Origin of the sequence: Methylomonas koyamae, assembly GCF_006483455.1 — a bacterium.
Classification (GTDB): Bacteria; Pseudomonadota; Gammaproteobacteria; order Methylococcales; family Methylomonadaceae; genus Methylomonas; species Methylomonas koyamae_B.
Genome location: NZ_PPPU01000008.1, coordinates 53,368 through 68,411, shown reverse-complemented (window position 1 = coordinate 68,411; position 15,044 = coordinate 53,368). Strand labels below are relative to the sequence as shown.

14 protein-coding genes are annotated in these 15,044 nt (G+C 55.7%); 12 read left to right on the top strand and 2 right to left on the bottom strand.

Annotation, left to right across the window (positions count from 1 at the left end; all coding sequences use genetic code 11):
• A partial coding sequence (locus C2U68_RS21380; protein ID WP_222101866.1) for a hypothetical protein occupies positions 1-199 on the bottom strand: 199 nt, incomplete at its 3' end.
• A 124-nt stretch (positions 200-323) separates the two neighbouring features.
• Positions 324-2,261 (bottom strand): molecular chaperone HtpG, encoded by a 1,938-nt coding sequence (gene htpG / locus C2U68_RS04805; protein WP_140911380.1) that lies wholly within the window; start codon positions 2,259-2,261, stop codon positions 324-326.
• Positions 2,262-2,386: 125 nt separating this feature from the next.
• On the opposite strand from htpG, the gene C2U68_RS04800 reads away from it, so the two are divergent.
• From C2U68_RS04800 to pseG, 12 genes are all read left to right on the top strand, one after another.
• Positions 2,387-4,015, top strand: coding sequence for a tetratricopeptide repeat-containing response regulator (locus C2U68_RS04800; RefSeq protein WP_140911379.1), 1,629 nt, complete (start codon positions 2,387-2,389; stop codon positions 4,013-4,015).
• Between the two features lie 2 nt (positions 4,016-4,017).
• Positions 4,018-4,701 carry a sensor histidine kinase gene (locus C2U68_RS04795; RefSeq protein WP_140911378.1) on the top strand — a complete coding sequence of 228 codons (684 nt, stop codon included), beginning with the start codon at positions 4,018-4,020 and terminating at the stop codon, positions 4,699-4,701.
• Positions 4,702-4,789: 88 nt separating this feature from the next.
• Positions 4,790-5,860: a dTDP-glucose 4,6-dehydratase gene (gene rfbB / locus C2U68_RS04790; protein ID WP_140911377.1), complete on the top strand. Its 1,071-nt coding sequence runs from the start codon at positions 4,790-4,792 to the stop codon at positions 5,858-5,860.
• Positions 5,857-6,753, top strand: coding sequence for a dTDP-4-dehydrorhamnose reductase (rfbD, locus tag C2U68_RS04785; protein WP_140911376.1), 897 nt, complete (start codon positions 5,857-5,859; stop codon positions 6,751-6,753). The genes rfbB and rfbD overlap by 4 nt, the downstream gene beginning before the upstream one ends.
• A 2-nt stretch (positions 6,754-6,755) precedes the next feature.
• The gene (gene rfbA, locus C2U68_RS04780) at positions 6,756-7,640 is read left to right on the top strand and encodes a glucose-1-phosphate thymidylyltransferase RfbA (protein WP_140911375.1); all 885 of its coding nucleotides are present in this window, start codon (positions 6,756-6,758) and stop codon (positions 7,638-7,640) included.
• A 168-nt stretch (positions 7,641-7,808) separates the two neighbouring features.
• The gene (rfbC, locus tag C2U68_RS04775; protein ID WP_140911374.1) at positions 7,809-8,357 is read left to right on the top strand and encodes a dTDP-4-dehydrorhamnose 3,5-epimerase; all 549 of its coding nucleotides are present in this window, start codon (positions 7,809-7,811) and stop codon (positions 8,355-8,357) included.
• A 43-nt stretch (positions 8,358-8,400) separates the two neighbouring features.
• Complete coding sequence (pseB, locus tag C2U68_RS04770; protein WP_140911373.1) at positions 8,401-9,399, top strand: UDP-N-acetylglucosamine 4,6-dehydratase (inverting); 999 nt, start codon at positions 8,401-8,403, stop codon at positions 9,397-9,399.
• A complete protein-coding gene (gene pseC / locus C2U68_RS04765; protein ID WP_140911372.1) occupies positions 9,396-10,562 on the top strand; it encodes a UDP-4-amino-4,6-dideoxy-N-acetyl-beta-L-altrosamine transaminase in 1,167 nt (388 codons plus the stop codon). The genes pseB and pseC overlap by 4 nt, the downstream gene beginning before the upstream one ends.
• The gene (locus C2U68_RS04760) at positions 10,559-11,452 is read left to right on the top strand and encodes an aldo/keto reductase (RefSeq protein ID WP_140911371.1); all 894 of its coding nucleotides are present in this window, start codon (positions 10,559-10,561) and stop codon (positions 11,450-11,452) included. The genes pseC and C2U68_RS04760 overlap by 4 nt, the downstream gene beginning before the upstream one ends.
• A complete protein-coding gene (locus C2U68_RS04755; protein ID WP_140911370.1) occupies positions 11,449-12,222 on the top strand; it encodes a cytidylyltransferase domain-containing protein in 774 nt (257 codons plus the stop codon). The genes C2U68_RS04760 and C2U68_RS04755 overlap by 4 nt, the downstream gene beginning before the upstream one ends.
• An 8-nt stretch (positions 12,223-12,230) precedes the next feature.
• On the top strand, positions 12,231-13,520 hold the full coding sequence (locus C2U68_RS04750) for an aminotransferase class III-fold pyridoxal phosphate-dependent enzyme (RefSeq protein WP_140911369.1): 1,290 nt from the start codon (positions 12,231-12,233) through the stop codon (positions 13,518-13,520).
• Positions 13,517-15,043, top strand: coding sequence for a UDP-2,4-diacetamido-2,4,6-trideoxy-beta-L-altropyranose hydrolase (gene pseG, locus C2U68_RS04745; RefSeq protein ID WP_140911368.1), 1,527 nt, complete (start codon positions 13,517-13,519; stop codon positions 15,041-15,043). Before C2U68_RS04750 ends, pseG begins: the two co-directional genes overlap by 4 nt.
• The last annotated feature ends 1 nt before the right edge of the window (position 15,044 follow it).

Below are 15,044 nucleotides of genomic sequence, written 5' to 3'. Positions count from 1 at the left end.
AACGAATGGAGCCACTTCTTAGAACAGAAGCAAGGTAGTCTCGGGCAGCCTCGTAGACAAATAACCGCCTTTCGAATAAGTCTAGTTTCAATTTGTTCTGAGCTGTAAGCCATTGGCGGTAGGCAATTGAAGCCCCAAAGACCGCAATCGTTGGAGTAAGCAAAGCTGCGAGATATGTGGTCCAGTGTGGTTCAGTCATAGCTAGACCTGACAAGTAATTAAATGGATCTGTATATCATCCAAAACTAACGGATACACAGAGCGACTGTAACACAGTATTCAAAAAAAGGCCGGTTTCCCGGCCTTTTCCAAATCAAAACAGGTTATTTCAACAACCCCTGCAACAACCCATTCAACTTATGCACAAAGGCCGCCGGATCGTCCAACTGGCCGCCTTCGCTGAGGATGGCTTGGTCGAACAAAATATGACTGATGTCGGCAAAGCGCGCGTCGTCTTGCTCGTTTTTCAGCGCCTGGACGATGGCGTGGTCCGGGTTGATTTCGAAGATCGGCTTGCTGTTGCCGCCCATGCCGAACATGCCGCCGGCGTGGCCGGCTTCCTTCATGATCCGTTCCATGTGCAGGCTCATGTCGTAAGCGCCGGTCACTAAGCAAGCCGGGGAGTCGGTCAGACGGTGGCTGATTTTGACTTCGCTGACTTTGTCGCTCAGCACGTCCTTGAGTTGCTTGACCACCGATTCGAAGTCCTTGCTGACTTCTTCCTGATGTTTTTTCTCTTCTTCGGTATCGAATTTGTCCAGATCCAGCTCGCCCTTGGCAATCGATTGCATGTGCTTGCCGTCGAATTCGGTCAGGCTGGATACCAGCCATTCGTCGATGCGGTCGGTCAGCAGTAATACTTCGATACCTTTCTTGCGGAATACTTCCAAATGCGGGCTGCTTTTGGCTGCGGCGAAGCTGTCGGCGGTGATGAAGTAGATTTTTTCCTGGCCTTCCTTCATCCGGCTGACGTAGTCGGCCAGCGACACGTTCTGGGTCTTGTCGTCGGTGTGGGTCGAAGAAAAACGCAACAGGCCGGCGACGCGGTCCTTGTTTTTGTGGTCTTCGATCGGGCCTTCCTTAATGACGTTACCGAATTGCTCCCAGAATTTTTGGTATTTCTCGGCGTCGTTCTCGGCCAGATCTTCCAGCAGGCCCAATACCTTTTTCACGGCGCCGCCCTTGATGGTGCTGATCTGTTTGCTTTGTTGCAGGATCTCGCGCGATACGTTCAAAGGCAGGCTATCGGTATCGATCACGCCGCGGATGAAGCGCAGGTAGCGCGGCATCAGTTGTTCGGCGTCGTCGGTGATGAAGACTTTTTTGATATACAGCTTGACGCCGTGCTTAGCATCGCGGTCCCACAAATCGAACGGCGCCCGGCCGGGAACGTACAGTAACAAGGTGTATTCGTTGGTGCCTTCTACCTTGCTGTGGACGTGAGCCAGCGGGTCCTGGAAGTCGTGGCCGACGTGTTTGTAGAACTCGTTGTACTGTTCCTCGGTGATGTCGTCCTTGGATTTGGTCCACAAGGCCGAAGCGCTATTGACGGTTTCGTCTTCGATGCGGGCCGGCGCGGTTTCGTTGCCGTCATCGTCTTTCTCGGCCGGGATTTCCTGGCTCATGATGATCGGCAGGGAAATGTGGTCCGAGTATTTTTTGATGATGGAACGTAGTTTCCAGGCGCTCAAGAACTCATCTTCGCCTTCTTTCAGATGCAGTACGATTTCGGTGCCGCGGCTGGCTTTGTCGACCGATTCGATGCTGTATTCGCCCAGGCCGTCGGACTCCCAGCGCACGCCTTCGCTAACCGGCGCGCCGGCCTTGCGGGTGGTCAATGTCACTTTATCGGCGACGATGAAGGCCGAGTAAAAGCCGACGCCAAACTGACCGATCAATTCGCTGTCCTTGGCTTGGTCGCCGGTCAGGCGTTCGAAGAATTGCTTGGTGCCGGATTTGGCGATGGTACCGATGTGGTCCTGCACTTCCTCGCGGCTCATGCCGATGCCGTTATCGGTGATGGTGATGGTCTTTTTGGCTTCGTCGAAATCAACGCGGATTTTCAGCTCGCTGTCGCCTTCGTACAAGCTGTCGTTGGCCAGGGCTTCGAAGCGCAGTTTGTCGGCGGCGTCGGAACCGTTGGAGATCAGCTCGCGCAAAAAGATTTCCTTGTTGCTGTACAAGGAGTGAATCATCAAGTGCAGCAAATGTTTGACTTCGGTTTGAAAACCTAGGGTTTGTTTGTTTGCCTCAACAGTCATGTCTATACTCTTTTGGTTGTAAAGTGGACTTGGGCAAGTTGGGGATGACCGTTAAATTTTTCAAGGCCGCGGTCGCGGCAGTCGGGGCAAGCGGGTTTTATGGTCTCGTTAGTTGAATCTCGCTTATGAAATTGAGTTTAGCCGGCAAACCGATTTTGCTTGTCGAAGACAAGCCGGTGATTCGTAAGTCGATACGCGACATGTTGTACGGCTTGAATGCCGATGCGATCGTCGAGGCCGACAGCGGTGTCGCCGCCGTCAACGCCATGGCGAAAACCACGTTCGAGATCGTGTTGTGCGACTACAACCTGGGGCCGGGCAAGAACGGCCAGCAAGTGTTGGAGGAAGCGCGGCATCGCAAATTGATCGATTACCGCAGCATTTTCATTTTAATCAGTTCCGAACAATCCACCGGCGCCGTGCTGGGCGCAATGGACAGCAAACCGGACGAGTACCTGACCAAGCCGTTCAATGCCCAGCAATTGATCAGTCGCTTGCATCGGCATTTTGCGCGCCGCGAGTATTTGGCTGCGATCGAAAAGGCGATGGCGAAAGGCGATTTGGCGCAGGCGATCCGGCACTGCGACACCTTACTGGAAAGTGGCGACGGGACGATGCGCCTGCATCTGCTGAAAATGCGCGCCGAGTTGGCAACCTCTGCCGGCGATTTCGAAACCGCGCGGCAGATTTACGGTGAAGTATTGCAGCATCGGGATTTGCCTTGGGCGCGTCTGGGCCTGGCCGTGATCGACTTTCAAACCAACGATATCGAGCAAGCCATCGCCGGCCTGCAGAGCCTGGTGGCGGACAACCCGATGCTGATGGAGGGGTACGACTGGCTGACCCGAGCCTACGAAGCGCTGGAACGGCATCAGGAGGTTGAACAGGTGCTGGCGCAGGCTTTGGAATTGTCGCCGCAATCAATCCTGCGGCAGAAGAAGTTTGCCGAGACGGCCGATAAAAACGGCAATCTGGAAGCGGCCGAAAAAGCTTATAAGGCGGCAGTCAAACTGGGCAAGCATTCGGTTCACGGCTCCTGTAGCGACTACGCCGGTCTGGCCAAGTTATACGCCAAGACCAATGCCGGCGAGGAGGCTTTAAAGACATTGAATGAAATGCGCCAGGAATACGGCAACCTGCCGGAGGCCGAACTACGGGCGGCGACCTTGGAGGCCGATCTGTTCCGGGCGCAGGGCGAGGAGGACGCGGCGCAGCAGGCTTTGGATAAAGCTTTGGAACTTTGCGCTCGCTTGGGTAGCAAAGCGCCGCGCGAGTTGCAGTTGGAGGTGGCGCGTTCGTGCTTTTTGAACGAGCAGATCGGCAAAGCCGAGGCCATCCTGCACGGATTGATTCATAACCATATCGACGACGAGCCATTTCTGAACAATCTGCGCGCCATGCAAAGCGGGATCGGCATGCATAACCATTCGGAAGTCCTGATTCAAAAAACCAAACAAGTTTTGGTTGCCACCAACAATAAAGGTGTGGCGCTATACAAGCAGGGTAAATTCAATGAAGCGCTGGATTTGTTCGAGCAGGCATTTTCGGCGATGCCGGAAAACAAGACCATCATCTTAAACATGCTGAAAATTATTATTCACGACTTGAAAGTAAATCCGTTCGACGAAGATAAGGAGCGTCGCGCCAAAACGCTGCTCAAGAAAGCCAAGTTACTGGGCGTGGAGCAGCACAAACTGGGTGTGTTGCAACTGGAATTCGGCAAATTGCAGCGCGCCGCCGTTGCCAAGGTCTAGCTGTGTCCGGCCGCTTGGAGCGTGATGCACTGTTTCCGACGCTGTTGGCATTCACGGTGCACGACATCAAAAATTCGTTGGGCACCTTGTTGGAGTTGATCCGCCAGTTCTCCGCCAAACGCCAAACCGAAACCGGCGATTTGGGGCTGCTGGAATTCGAGGCGGTGCGGATTAACCATAGTCTGATGCAACTGCTCGTGTTATATAAGGTTGGGGCTCAGAAATTCAGTTTGGACATCGACCAATGTGCGGTGCTCGATGTGCTGCAGGAAGCGGTGGATCAGCAAGCGCGGCTGTCTACCTTGCACGAGGTCGAGCTGCGGCTGGATTGCACCGACGAGTTGCAAGCCTATTGCGATTTCGACAATATCGCCAATGCCTTGGCGGCGGTGTTGAATAACGCCTTACGCTATACTCGGCAGACGGTGTTGGTGTCGGCCGAGCAGGACGGCGACTATTTGCAGATCGCGATCGAGGACGACGGCACCGGTTATCCGCCGCATTTTCTGCAGGCCGATTTGACCAACGCCGCCGAGCTGGATTGGGTCAACGGCAATACCGGTCTGGGCCTGTATTTCGTGTCGGTGATCGCCGGGTTGCACAAAAACGCCGGCCGCTGCGGTTACGTGACGATCGATAATTCGAGTCGACTGGGCGGAGCCCGGTTTCGGCTGTTTTTGCCTTGATTTGGCCGTTACTAAGTTACAATAAACGCCGAGGCGGCGTAGAGGGATGAAGACCGCCAGGAACACACAACAATAATATCGGTTGCATATGAGCATTTTAGTTACCGGCGGCGCCGGCTTTATCGGCAGCAATTTCGTTCTGGATTGGCTGGCGCAGAGCGACGAAACCGTCGTCAATCTGGATAAGCTGACCTATGCCGGCAACCCGCAAAATCTGGCCGCGCTGCAAGCCGATGCCCGCCACGTGTTCGTGCACGGCGATATCGGCGATTACGAGTTGGTGCTGGGCTTGCTGAAGCAGCACCAAGTGCGCGCCGTGGTCAATTTCGCCGCCGAGTCCCATGTCGATCGTTCGATACATGGCCCGGAAGATTTTATCCAGACCAATATCGTCGGCAGTTTTCGTTTGCTGGAAGCCGCCAGGGAATATTGGAACAATCTGCAACCTGCCGAGCAACAGGCGTTCCGCTTTCTGCATGTCTCTACCGACGAAGTTTACGGGTCGCTCGAAAAAGCCGATCCGCCGTTCGCCGAAACCAACCAATACCAGCCCAACAGCCCGTATTCTGCGAGCAAGGCCGCCAGCGACCATCTGGTTCGCGCTTACCACCATACTTACGGTTTGCCGGTGCTGACTACCAATTGTTCGAACAATTACGGCCCCTACCATTTCCCGGAAAAGTTGATCCCGCTCTGCATCCAAAACGCCTTGTCCGGCAAGCCGCTGCCGATTTACGGCGACGGCCAGCAAATCCGCGACTGGTTGTACGTCAAAGACCATTGCAGCGCGATTCGGCTCGTATTGGCTGCCGGCAAGCTGGGCGAGGTCTACAACGTCGGCGGCTGGAACGAAAAGGCTAATCTGGATGTGGTAAATACGCTGTGCGCGATACTCGACGAACTGCAGCCGCGTGCGGACGGCAAGTCGTATGCCGAGCAAATTAACTACGTCAAAGACCGGCCCGGCCACGACCGCCGCTATGCGATCAATGCGACCAAACTGGAGCGGGAACTCGGCTGGAAACCGGCGGAAACTTTCGAGACCGGGATACGCAAGACCGTGCAGTGGTACCTGGATAACCAGGCCTGGGTCAACAATGTATTATCTGGCGATTACCAGGCTTGGCTGGATAAAAACTACGCCGGGCGGGCCGAGTGAAGATTTTACTGTTCGGCAAGAACGGCCAGGTTGGCTGGGAGCTGCAGCGCAGTCTGGCGCCGTTGGGCGAGCTGTTGGCCTTGGACCGCCAGGATAGGCACTACTGCGGCGACTTGAGTAATCCGGACGGCATCGCGGCCACGGTTCGGGCCGTGCGGCCCGACGTGATCGTCAACGCCGCCGCTTACACGGCGGTAGATAAGGCCGAAACCGAAATCGAGCTGGCCAATACCATCAATTGTGCGGCGCCGCGGGCGATGGCGGAAGCGGCGGCTGAATATGGTGCTTGGCTGCTGCATTATTCGACCGACTATGTTTTCAACGGTGGCGGCAATCAAGCTTGGCGCGAGGATGATGCGACCGGGCCGCTGAATGTCTACGGACAAACTAAATTAGCCGGCGAATGTGCGATCCAAGCCAGCGGCTGCCGGCATTTGATCTTCCGCACCAGTTGGGTTTACGCCGCGCACGGCAACAATTTCGCGAAGACTATGCTGCGGCTGGCGCAGGAGCGGCAGCAGTTGTCGGTGATCGACGACCAGATCGGCGCGCCGACCGGGGCCGAATTATTGGCCGATGTTACGGCTCACGCCATTCGCACCGCATTGCGCACGCCGGATGTCGCCGGGATCTATCATCTGACGGCGGCCGGCGAGACCTCTTGGTACGAATACGCCCACTTTGCGCTGTATTTCGCCCGCCAGGCCGGCGTCGCGTTGAATACGCCGAAGCAGGCGGTCACCGCGATCCCGACCAGCGCGTATCAGACACCGGCTAAAAGGCCGTTGAATTCGCGCTTGAATACCGAGAAATTGCAGGCCGCATTCGATTTGCGCTTGCCGCCATGGCAGGCAGGGGTCGAGCGCATGTTGTCCGAGTTGTATGGAAGGTAACCATGAGTCAACGTAAAGGCATTATTCTCGCAGGCGGTTCCGGTACCCGCTTGTACCCGGTCACCAAAGCGGTTTCCAAGCAATTGCTGCCGATTTACGACAAGCCGATGATTTATTACCCGCTCAGCACCTTGATGCTGGCCGGCATTCGCGACATTCTGATTATTTCCACGCCGCAGGATACGCCGTTGTTTCAACAGTTGCTCGGCGACGGCAGCGATTGGGGCTTGAATTTGCAGTACGCGGTACAACCCAGCCCCGACGGCTTGGCGCAGGCCTTCATCATCGGTCGCGATTTTGTCGGAGCCGATCCCAGCGCCTTGGTGTTGGGCGACAATATTTTCTACGGCCACGATTTGTACCAGCAATTACGGACAGCAAACGACCGCAGCTCGGGCGCGACGGTTTTCGCCTACCACGTACAGGACCCTGAGCGTTACGGCGTGGTCAGCTTCGACGCGGAGGGCAGGGCCTTGTCGCTGGAGGAAAAGCCGGCCCAGCCGAAGAGCCATTACGCCGTGACCGGCTTGTATTTTTACGATAACCAAGTGGTCGATATCGCCGCCAATTTGCAACCTTCGCCGCGCGGCGAGTTGGAAATTACCGACGTCAACCGGATCTATCTTGAGCGTCAACAACTTAGCGTTGAGATCATGGGCCGTGGTTATGCCTGGCTGGATACCGGTACCCACGCCAGTCTGATCGAAGCCAGCAACTTCATCGAGACCATCGAGTCTCGCCAGGGTCTGAAAATTTCCTGCCCGGAGGAGATTGCCTGGCGTAGCGGCTGGATCGGCGACGAGCAGATCGAAAAATTGGCCAAACCGCTGGCAAAGAACGGTTACGGTCAATATTTGTTAACATTGTTGAATAAGCAAGTATTTTGATTGGCCGAACTGGTCGCATGCGATTTTTGGTCGCCCACAAAACTGACATCAAATCCGAATAAATTTGGTGTTCATTTATCCTGTGGCATAGAGGCTAGCCGTTTTGCGACTTGCGTTAAATTGCTATCGCTCAGCCGCAGTCACTTTCGTTTAGATTTTAGGTAAGCCATGCAAGCCAGCCGTCTTTCCATTCCCGATGTCATATTATTCACCCCTAAAGTGTTCGGCGACGAGCGCGGCTTTTTTTTCGAAAGTTTCAACGAAAAATTGTTCAGGGAATTGACCGGCGTCGACGTCAACTTCGTGCAGGATAACCACTCGAAATCGCAAAAAGGCGTGTTACGCGGCTTGCATTACCAAATGCCGCCGATGGCTCAGGGCAAGCTGGTCCGGGTTGTACAGGGCGAAGTATTCGACGTCGCGGTGGACATTCGCAAAAGCTCGCCAACTTTCGGCCAATGGGTCGGCGAAATATTGTCGGCCGATAACAAGCGGCAAATTTGGATACCGGAAGGCTTCGCCCACGGTTTCGTGACGCTGTCCGATACTGCGGAATTTCTCTACAAAACCACGAATTACTATGCGCCGCAGCACGAGCGCTGTATTGCCTGGAACGACGAGAGTCTGCAAGTCAATTGGCCTTATGCCGGCGAACCGGTTCTCTCCGGAAAAGACCAAGCCGGCGTGTCGTTGGACGAGGCTGAACTGTTTGCTTGAACCCGCTCGACGGCCGGCGCTATAAAATTCTTTCTTGATTAATATGCTTCACGACAAAACCATACTGATTACCGGTGGTACCGGTTCCTTCGGCCACACCTTCGTGCCGTTGACTTTGGCCAAATACAATCCGCGCCGCCTGGTGATTTTCTCCCGCGACGAGATGAAGCAGTGGGAAATGGCGAAGTTGTACGGCGACGATCCGCGCGTCCGCTTTTTCATCGGCGACGTGCGCGATAAAGACCGTCTGGCCCGCGCGTTGAACGGTATCGAATACGTCGTACACGCCGCGGCAACCAAAATCGTGCCGACTGCGGAATACAACCCATTCGAATGCGTCAAGACCAATATCATCGGCGCGATGAATCTGATCGACGCCTGTATCGATCAGGGCGTGAAGCGAGTGGTCGCTTTGTCTACCGATAAAGCCAGCAGCCCGGCTAATCTGTACGGAGCGACCAAACTGGCTTCCGACAAATTGTTCGTCGCCGGCAATTCGTACTCCGGCAAAAACGAAACCCGGTTTGCCGTGGTGCGTTACGGCAACGTGATGGGCTCTCGCGGTTCGGTGATTCCGTTTTTCCAATCCATCGCTCATAAAGGCGTGTTACCGATCACCGATGCCCGGATGACGCGCTTCATGATCACGTTGGAACAAGGTGTCGATCTGGTCTGGCGCGCCTTCGACGACATGGTCGGCGGCGAAATTTATGTCAAGAAAATCCCGTCGATGAATATCGTCGATATCGCCCGTGCGGTGGCTCCCGATGCGCAGCACGAAATCGTCGGCATTCGCCCTGGCGAAAAATTGCACGAGCAAATGATAGGGCTGGAAGACGCGCCTTATACCTACGAGTACGACGACTACTACAAAATTCTGCCGGCGATTCACAACTGGAGTTCCGATCCCGAGCGCATCAACCAGGGGGTGCGGGTTGCGCCGGATTTTATCTATTGTTCGGATAACAACACGGAATGGATGAGTGTGGCCGAGTTGCAGGCCTGGCTGGAACAGAACCGCGATAAAGTCGGCAAAATATGACCGCATTCATTCCTTACGGTCGCCAGGATATCAGCGAGGCCGACATCCAGGCGGTCATCGATGTCTTAAAGTCCGATTTCCTGACGCAAGGGCCGGCAGTTCCGGCTTTCGAAACAGCGGTTTCGGAATATTGCGGCGTGCGCCATGCGTTTGCCGTCAACAGTGCGACCTCGGCGCTGCATATCGCTTGCCTGGCGTTGGGCGTCGGCCCCGGCGACGTGGTCTGGACCAGCCCGATCACTTTCGTCGCCAGCGCCAATTGCGCCTTGTACTGCGGTGCCAAGGTCGATTTCGTCGATATCGATCCGCGTACATACAACCTCAGCGTCGCGGCATTGGAACAGAAACTGCAGGGGGCCGAACGGGACGGGAAGCTACCCAAAGTGGTGATCCCGGTGCATCTGTGCGGGCAATCCTGCGACATGGCGGCGATCCACGCATTAAGCGAAAAATACGGCTTCAAAATCATCGAAGACGCCTCGCACGCGATCGGCGGAAGATACCGGAATCAGCCGATCGGCAATTGCCGCTATGCCGATATCACCGTATTCAGTTTCCATCCGGTCAAAATCATCACGACTGCCGAGGGCGGTATGGCGCTGACCAACGATACCGAATTGGCCGATAAGCTGGCCCTGCTGCGCAGCCACGGCATTACCCGCGATCCGGCGCAAATGACGCACCAGGCCGACGGCCCTTGGTATTACCAACAGATTGCGCTCGGTTACAACTACCGCATGACGGATATTCAGGCCGCTCTGGGTTTGAGCCAGCTATCGCGGTTGGACGAATTCGTGGCAAACCGGCAGCGCCTGGCAGCGCGTTACGACAGTTTGTTGTCGGCGTTACCGGTTGAGATTCCTTGGCAGCACCCGGACAATTATTCCGCGTTGCATTTGTACCCGATCACGGTTCCGGAAGGTGTCTCTGCCTACAGCAGGCTGAGCGTGTTCGAAGGCTTGCGCGCTGCCGGTATCGGCGTCAACGTGCATTACATCCCGGTGCACTTGCAGCCGTATTACCGACAGCTGGGTTTCCAGCCCGGAGACTTTCCGGAAGCTGAACGTTATTACCGTGCCGCGATCAGTCTGCCGCTCTATGCGACCTTGACCGAAGCTAACCAAGACCGCGTTGTCGCAGCGTTGCGCGGACAATTGCAATGAAGATCGGTTTGGGTACCGTACAATTCGGCGTCGATTACGGCGTTTCGAATAAAGACGGCAAAACGCCAGCTGCCGAAGTCGCCGCTATTCTGGCGGCGGCGGGTGAGCTGAAGGTTCGGGTGCTGGATACGGCCAGCCTTTACGGCGATAGCGAACAGGTCTTGGGCAATTGTTTGCCGGCGGCGGCCGGGTTCGATATCGTGACCAAAACCCCGCAATTTGCCAAACCGGTTTTGGATGCCGATGATGCCGAGCGATTGCAACAAGTCTTCCACGAGTCGTTAACAAAGCTGAACTGCGATTCGGTATACGGCTTATTGATTCATCGGGCGGACGATCTGTTCGTGCCCGGCGGCGAACGTTTGATGGCGGCGTTAACCGGCTTGAAGCAGCAAGGCTTGGTCGCCAAGATCGGGGTTTCGGTGTACGACTCGGCGCAGATAGACCAAATTCTGCAGCGGTTTGATATCGATTTGGTGCAACTGCCGATCAGTGTTTTGGACCAGCGCTTGCTGGTTAGCGGCCATTTGCAAAAACTAAAATCGGCCGGAGTCGAGGTGCATGCCCGCTCGGTATTTTTGCAGGGCCTGTTGCTGATGGATGCGTCGGAAATTCCGGCGTATTTCGCTCCGGTGCGGCATGTTCTCGAAGCCTATCACGCATTTGTTCGCGCCCGCGGATTGACGCCGCTACAAGCCGCAGTGGGGTTCGTCTCCGGCTTGACCGAAATCGACCAAATCATTTGTGGCGTGAACAATGCGCAGCAACTACGCGATATCTGCGACGCCGCCAACGTCGAGCTCGATTGCGGCGAGTTTGCCGGGTTCGCCATCGGCGCAGAAGCGATAGTCAATCCGGCTTTGTGGCGGCTGGAACCAGGAAAATCATGATATTAGCGATATTACAGGCTCGGCTGTCGTCGTCCCGCTTGCCCGGTAAGGTGTTGATGCCGTTGTTGGGAGAGCCGATGTTGCTCAGGCAAATCGAACGGCTGCAAAAAGTCCGTCACATCGACCGGCTACTGGTCGCTACCAGCAGCGAGATGGCGGACGATGCGATAGCAAGCTTATGCGAGCAACATGCAGTCGACTGCTTTCGCGGCAATCTGCAAGACGTGCTGGACCGCTTCTATCAAGCGGCAGCGAGTTACCACCCGGATCACGTGGTGAGGCTGACCGCGGATTGCCCGTTGGCCGATCCCGGTTTGATCGACCAAGTCATCGAATATTATCTGGCCGGCGGTTACGACTATGCCAGTAACGCCATACAGCCGACCTTCCCGGACGGCTTGGATGTCGAAATCTGCCGCTTTGCCTGCCTGGAACAGGCTTGGCGCGAGGCCGAGCTGCCATCGCAACGCGAACACGTCACGCCGTTCATTCACCAGCAGCCGGAACGCTTCAATCTTGGCCATTTTTTCAATCGCGAAGACTTGTCGCATCTGCGCTGGACTGTCGACGAGCCACGAGATTTTGAATTGGTCTCGCAGATTTACGCCGCTTTGTACCCGGCGCATCCGGATTTTTCGACGCCGGATATCCTGCAGTTATTAGCCGAGCGGCCCGAACTGGCCAATTGGAATACGCAACATCAACGCAATGAAGGTTATCTTAAATCTGTTGCCGCCGATGCTCAGCAATCGTCAAACCCAGCGAGTTAATCGTCCTTATGTCCGAACGTTACCGTAACTCCGAAACGCTATTGGAACGTGCGTTAAAAACCATCCCGCTCGGTTCCCAAACTTTTAGCAAAAGCAAAACCCAATACCCGCACGGCGTGTCGCCGTATTTCATCCAACGCGGGCGCGGCAGCCACGTATGGGACGTCGACGGCAACGAGTACGTCGATTTCATCAACAGCTTGGCCGCGGTTACGCTGGGTTACAACGATCCTGACGTCACCGAAGCCGTCAAGGCGCAGTTGGAAGACGGCGTGATATTCAGCTTGTCCCATCCGATCGAAATGCAGGTCGCGGAAAAAATCTGCGAATTGGTGCCTTGCGCGGAACAAGTCAGATTCGGCAAAAACGGTTCCGATGCCACGGCCGGTGCCATTCGTTTGGCGCGCGCGCGCACCGGCCGCGACCATGTCGCGGTTTGCGGCTACCATGGCTGGCAGGATTGGTATATCGGTTCGACCTTGCGCAACCGGGGCGTGCCACAAGCCACCCGCGATTTGACGCATACCTTCACGTATAACGACATTACCTCGCTGGACAGTGTGTTCAAGCAGTGGCCGGACCGGATCGCTGCGGTGATTCTGGAACCGATGAATGTGGTCGAGCCGCAGGACGGGTTTTTGGAAAATGTTAAAGAATTAACCCACAAACACGGCGCGGTGTTGGTTTTCGACGAAACCATCACCGGCTTTCGCTATGCCAACGGCGGCGCCCAGGAATATTTCGGGGTGACGCCGGATTTGGCAACCTTCGGCAAAGGTTTGGCCAACGGTTATCCGGTATCCGCCGTCGCCGGGCGGGCGGACTTGATGCAATTGATGGAAGAAGTGTTCTTCTCGTTTACCTTCGGCGGCGAAACCTTGTCTTTGGCTGCCGCATTGGCAACGATGCAGAAATTGCAGCGCGAACCGGTCGTGGCGACGATGCGGCTGCAAGGCGAAAAAATCATCCAGCGCCTGCAGGCAGCGATAGCCGCACATGGCGCTGAGCATTTCCTCAGCGTCTCCGGCCATCCGGCTTGGAGCTTTTTGTTGATCAAGGATGCCGAGCCTTACACGTCCTGGCAATTGAAAACCCTGTTCATGCAAGAGATGTTGGAACGCGGCATTCTGGCCTTCGGCACTCACAATATGAGCTATAGCCATCACGACAGCGATCTGGATCAATTGTTTGCCGCTTACGATGCGGTGCTTCCGCTGCTGGTAGCGGCGGTCAAGGAGCGCTCCTTGGAAAAAATGCTGCGTTGTCAGGCGCTAGAACCGCTGTTCAAGGTCAGATGAGCCTAAAAGTCGCGATTCGCGCCGACGCCTCGGTGCAGATGGGGAGCGGCCATGTGATGCGTTGCCTGACTCTGGCCGATGCATTGCGCGAGCGCGGTGCCGAGGTGGCATTCATCAGCCGCGAACATCCGGGCAATCTGTTTTCGCTGATCGAGGCTTCCGGCCATCTGTTATTGCGGTTGCCGGAACCGGCGTCCGCTCACGATACCCGGCTTGCCCATGCCGCGTGGTTGGGAACAACGCAAACCGAGGATGCCCAACAAACCGCTGCGGCTTTACGGCAGTTTGGCGATCCCGATTGGCTGATGGTCGACCATTACGCGATCGACGCGGAATGGGAGGCAATATTGCGGCCGATGGTCGGACGCATCATGGTGATCGACGATTTGGCGGATCGGCTGCACGATTGCGACTTGTTGTTGGACCAAAATCTGCTGGATCTAACCGGGCAAACTCGCTACGACGGTTTGCTGCCGTCCACTGCAGTCACGCTGATGGGGCCCAAATATGCCTTACTGCGCCCCGAATTTAAAGCGCTAAGGGCGACGGCGCGGATCAGGTCCGGCGTGGTCGAGCGCGTACTGGTTTTTTTCGGCGGCGGCGACCCCAGCAACGAAACCGCGAAAGTGTTGTTGGCGTTAAAGAGTCTGGCTTGCGACGAATTGGCCGTCGACGTCGTAATCGGCAGCGCGAATCCGCATTACCCGCAATTGCTGGAATTATCCGAGCAATTTCCCGCGTGTACCCTATATCGCCAAGTCAGTAATATGGCGGAGTTAATGGCAAATGCCGATCTGTCGGTCGGAGCCGGTGGCGGAGCGATGTGGGAGCGCAGTTGCCTGGGCTTGCCGACTATCGTTGTCAGCGTGGCCGCCAACCAGCAACCGGGATGCGAAGCCATGGCCAGGCAGGGTGCGATCCTGTATCTGGGGCAATCCGAGCGGGTAACGACAGAGTTAGTCGCTTCGGCATTATCGGTTGCGGTTAACGCAGTCGGCTTAATAGAGAGTATTGCGCAACGTAGCTTGGAGGTGGCCGATGGTCTCGGGACGAATCGGGTGGTTTCGCATTTGCTTCAGGCCCGGTTAGCATTACGGCCGGCGGAAATTGGCGATTGCGAGCCGATTTATCAATGGCGCAATGCCGAATCGACCCGAAAATATTCTCAGGATGGGCAGGCTATCGACTTCGAGGGGCATCGAAGTTGGTTTAGCCAAGTTCTATCAGACCCCGATCGCCAGTTGCTGGTCGGCGAGATCGACGGTGAGGCGGTGGGCGTGTTGCGTTTCGATCGCGACAGCGAACGCTCGGTGATATCCGTATACCTTGTGCCTGGTCATTACGGCAAAGGCATAGGCGTGCACCTTATCGAAGCCGGCTGTATTTGGGTCGAGAATAATTGGCCTGGGGTGCAAACGGTCGAGGCCATTATAATGGCGAATAATTTGCCTTCCGTATCCGCCTTTTCCAAAGCCGGTTTTCGAAGCAAATCGTACGCTTACGAAAAGAAAATCAGGAATTGAT

Excerpts from the sequence above, each read along its gene's own strand:
- htpG (WP_140911380.1), bottom strand. The coding sequence starts at position 2,261 with ATGACTGTTGAGGCAAACAAACAAACCCTAGGTTTTCAAACCGAAGTC.
- C2U68_RS04800 (WP_140911379.1), top strand. The coding sequence starts at position 2,387 with ATGAAATTGAGTTTAGCCGGCAAACCGATTTTGCTTGTCGAAGACAAG.
- rfbB (WP_140911377.1), top strand. The coding sequence starts at position 4,790 with ATGAGCATTTTAGTTACCGGCGGCGCCGGCTTTATCGGCAGCAATTTC.
- rfbA (WP_140911375.1), top strand. The coding sequence starts at position 6,756 with ATGAGTCAACGTAAAGGCATTATTCTCGCAGGCGGTTCCGGTACCCGC.
- rfbC (WP_140911374.1), top strand. The coding sequence starts at position 7,809 with ATGCAAGCCAGCCGTCTTTCCATTCCCGATGTCATATTATTCACCCCT.
- pseB (WP_140911373.1), top strand. The coding sequence starts at position 8,401 with ATGCTTCACGACAAAACCATACTGATTACCGGTGGTACCGGTTCCTTC.
- pseC (WP_140911372.1), top strand. The coding sequence starts at position 9,396 with ATGACCGCATTCATTCCTTACGGTCGCCAGGATATCAGCGAGGCCGAC.
- C2U68_RS04760 (WP_140911371.1), top strand. The coding sequence starts at position 10,559 with ATGAAGATCGGTTTGGGTACCGTACAATTCGGCGTCGATTACGGCGTT.
- C2U68_RS04755 (WP_140911370.1), top strand. The coding sequence starts at position 11,449 with ATGATATTAGCGATATTACAGGCTCGGCTGTCGTCGTCCCGCTTGCCC.
- C2U68_RS04750 (WP_140911369.1), top strand. The coding sequence starts at position 12,231 with ATGTCCGAACGTTACCGTAACTCCGAAACGCTATTGGAACGTGCGTTA.
- pseG (WP_140911368.1), top strand. The coding sequence starts at position 13,517 with ATGAGCCTAAAAGTCGCGATTCGCGCCGACGCCTCGGTGCAGATGGGG.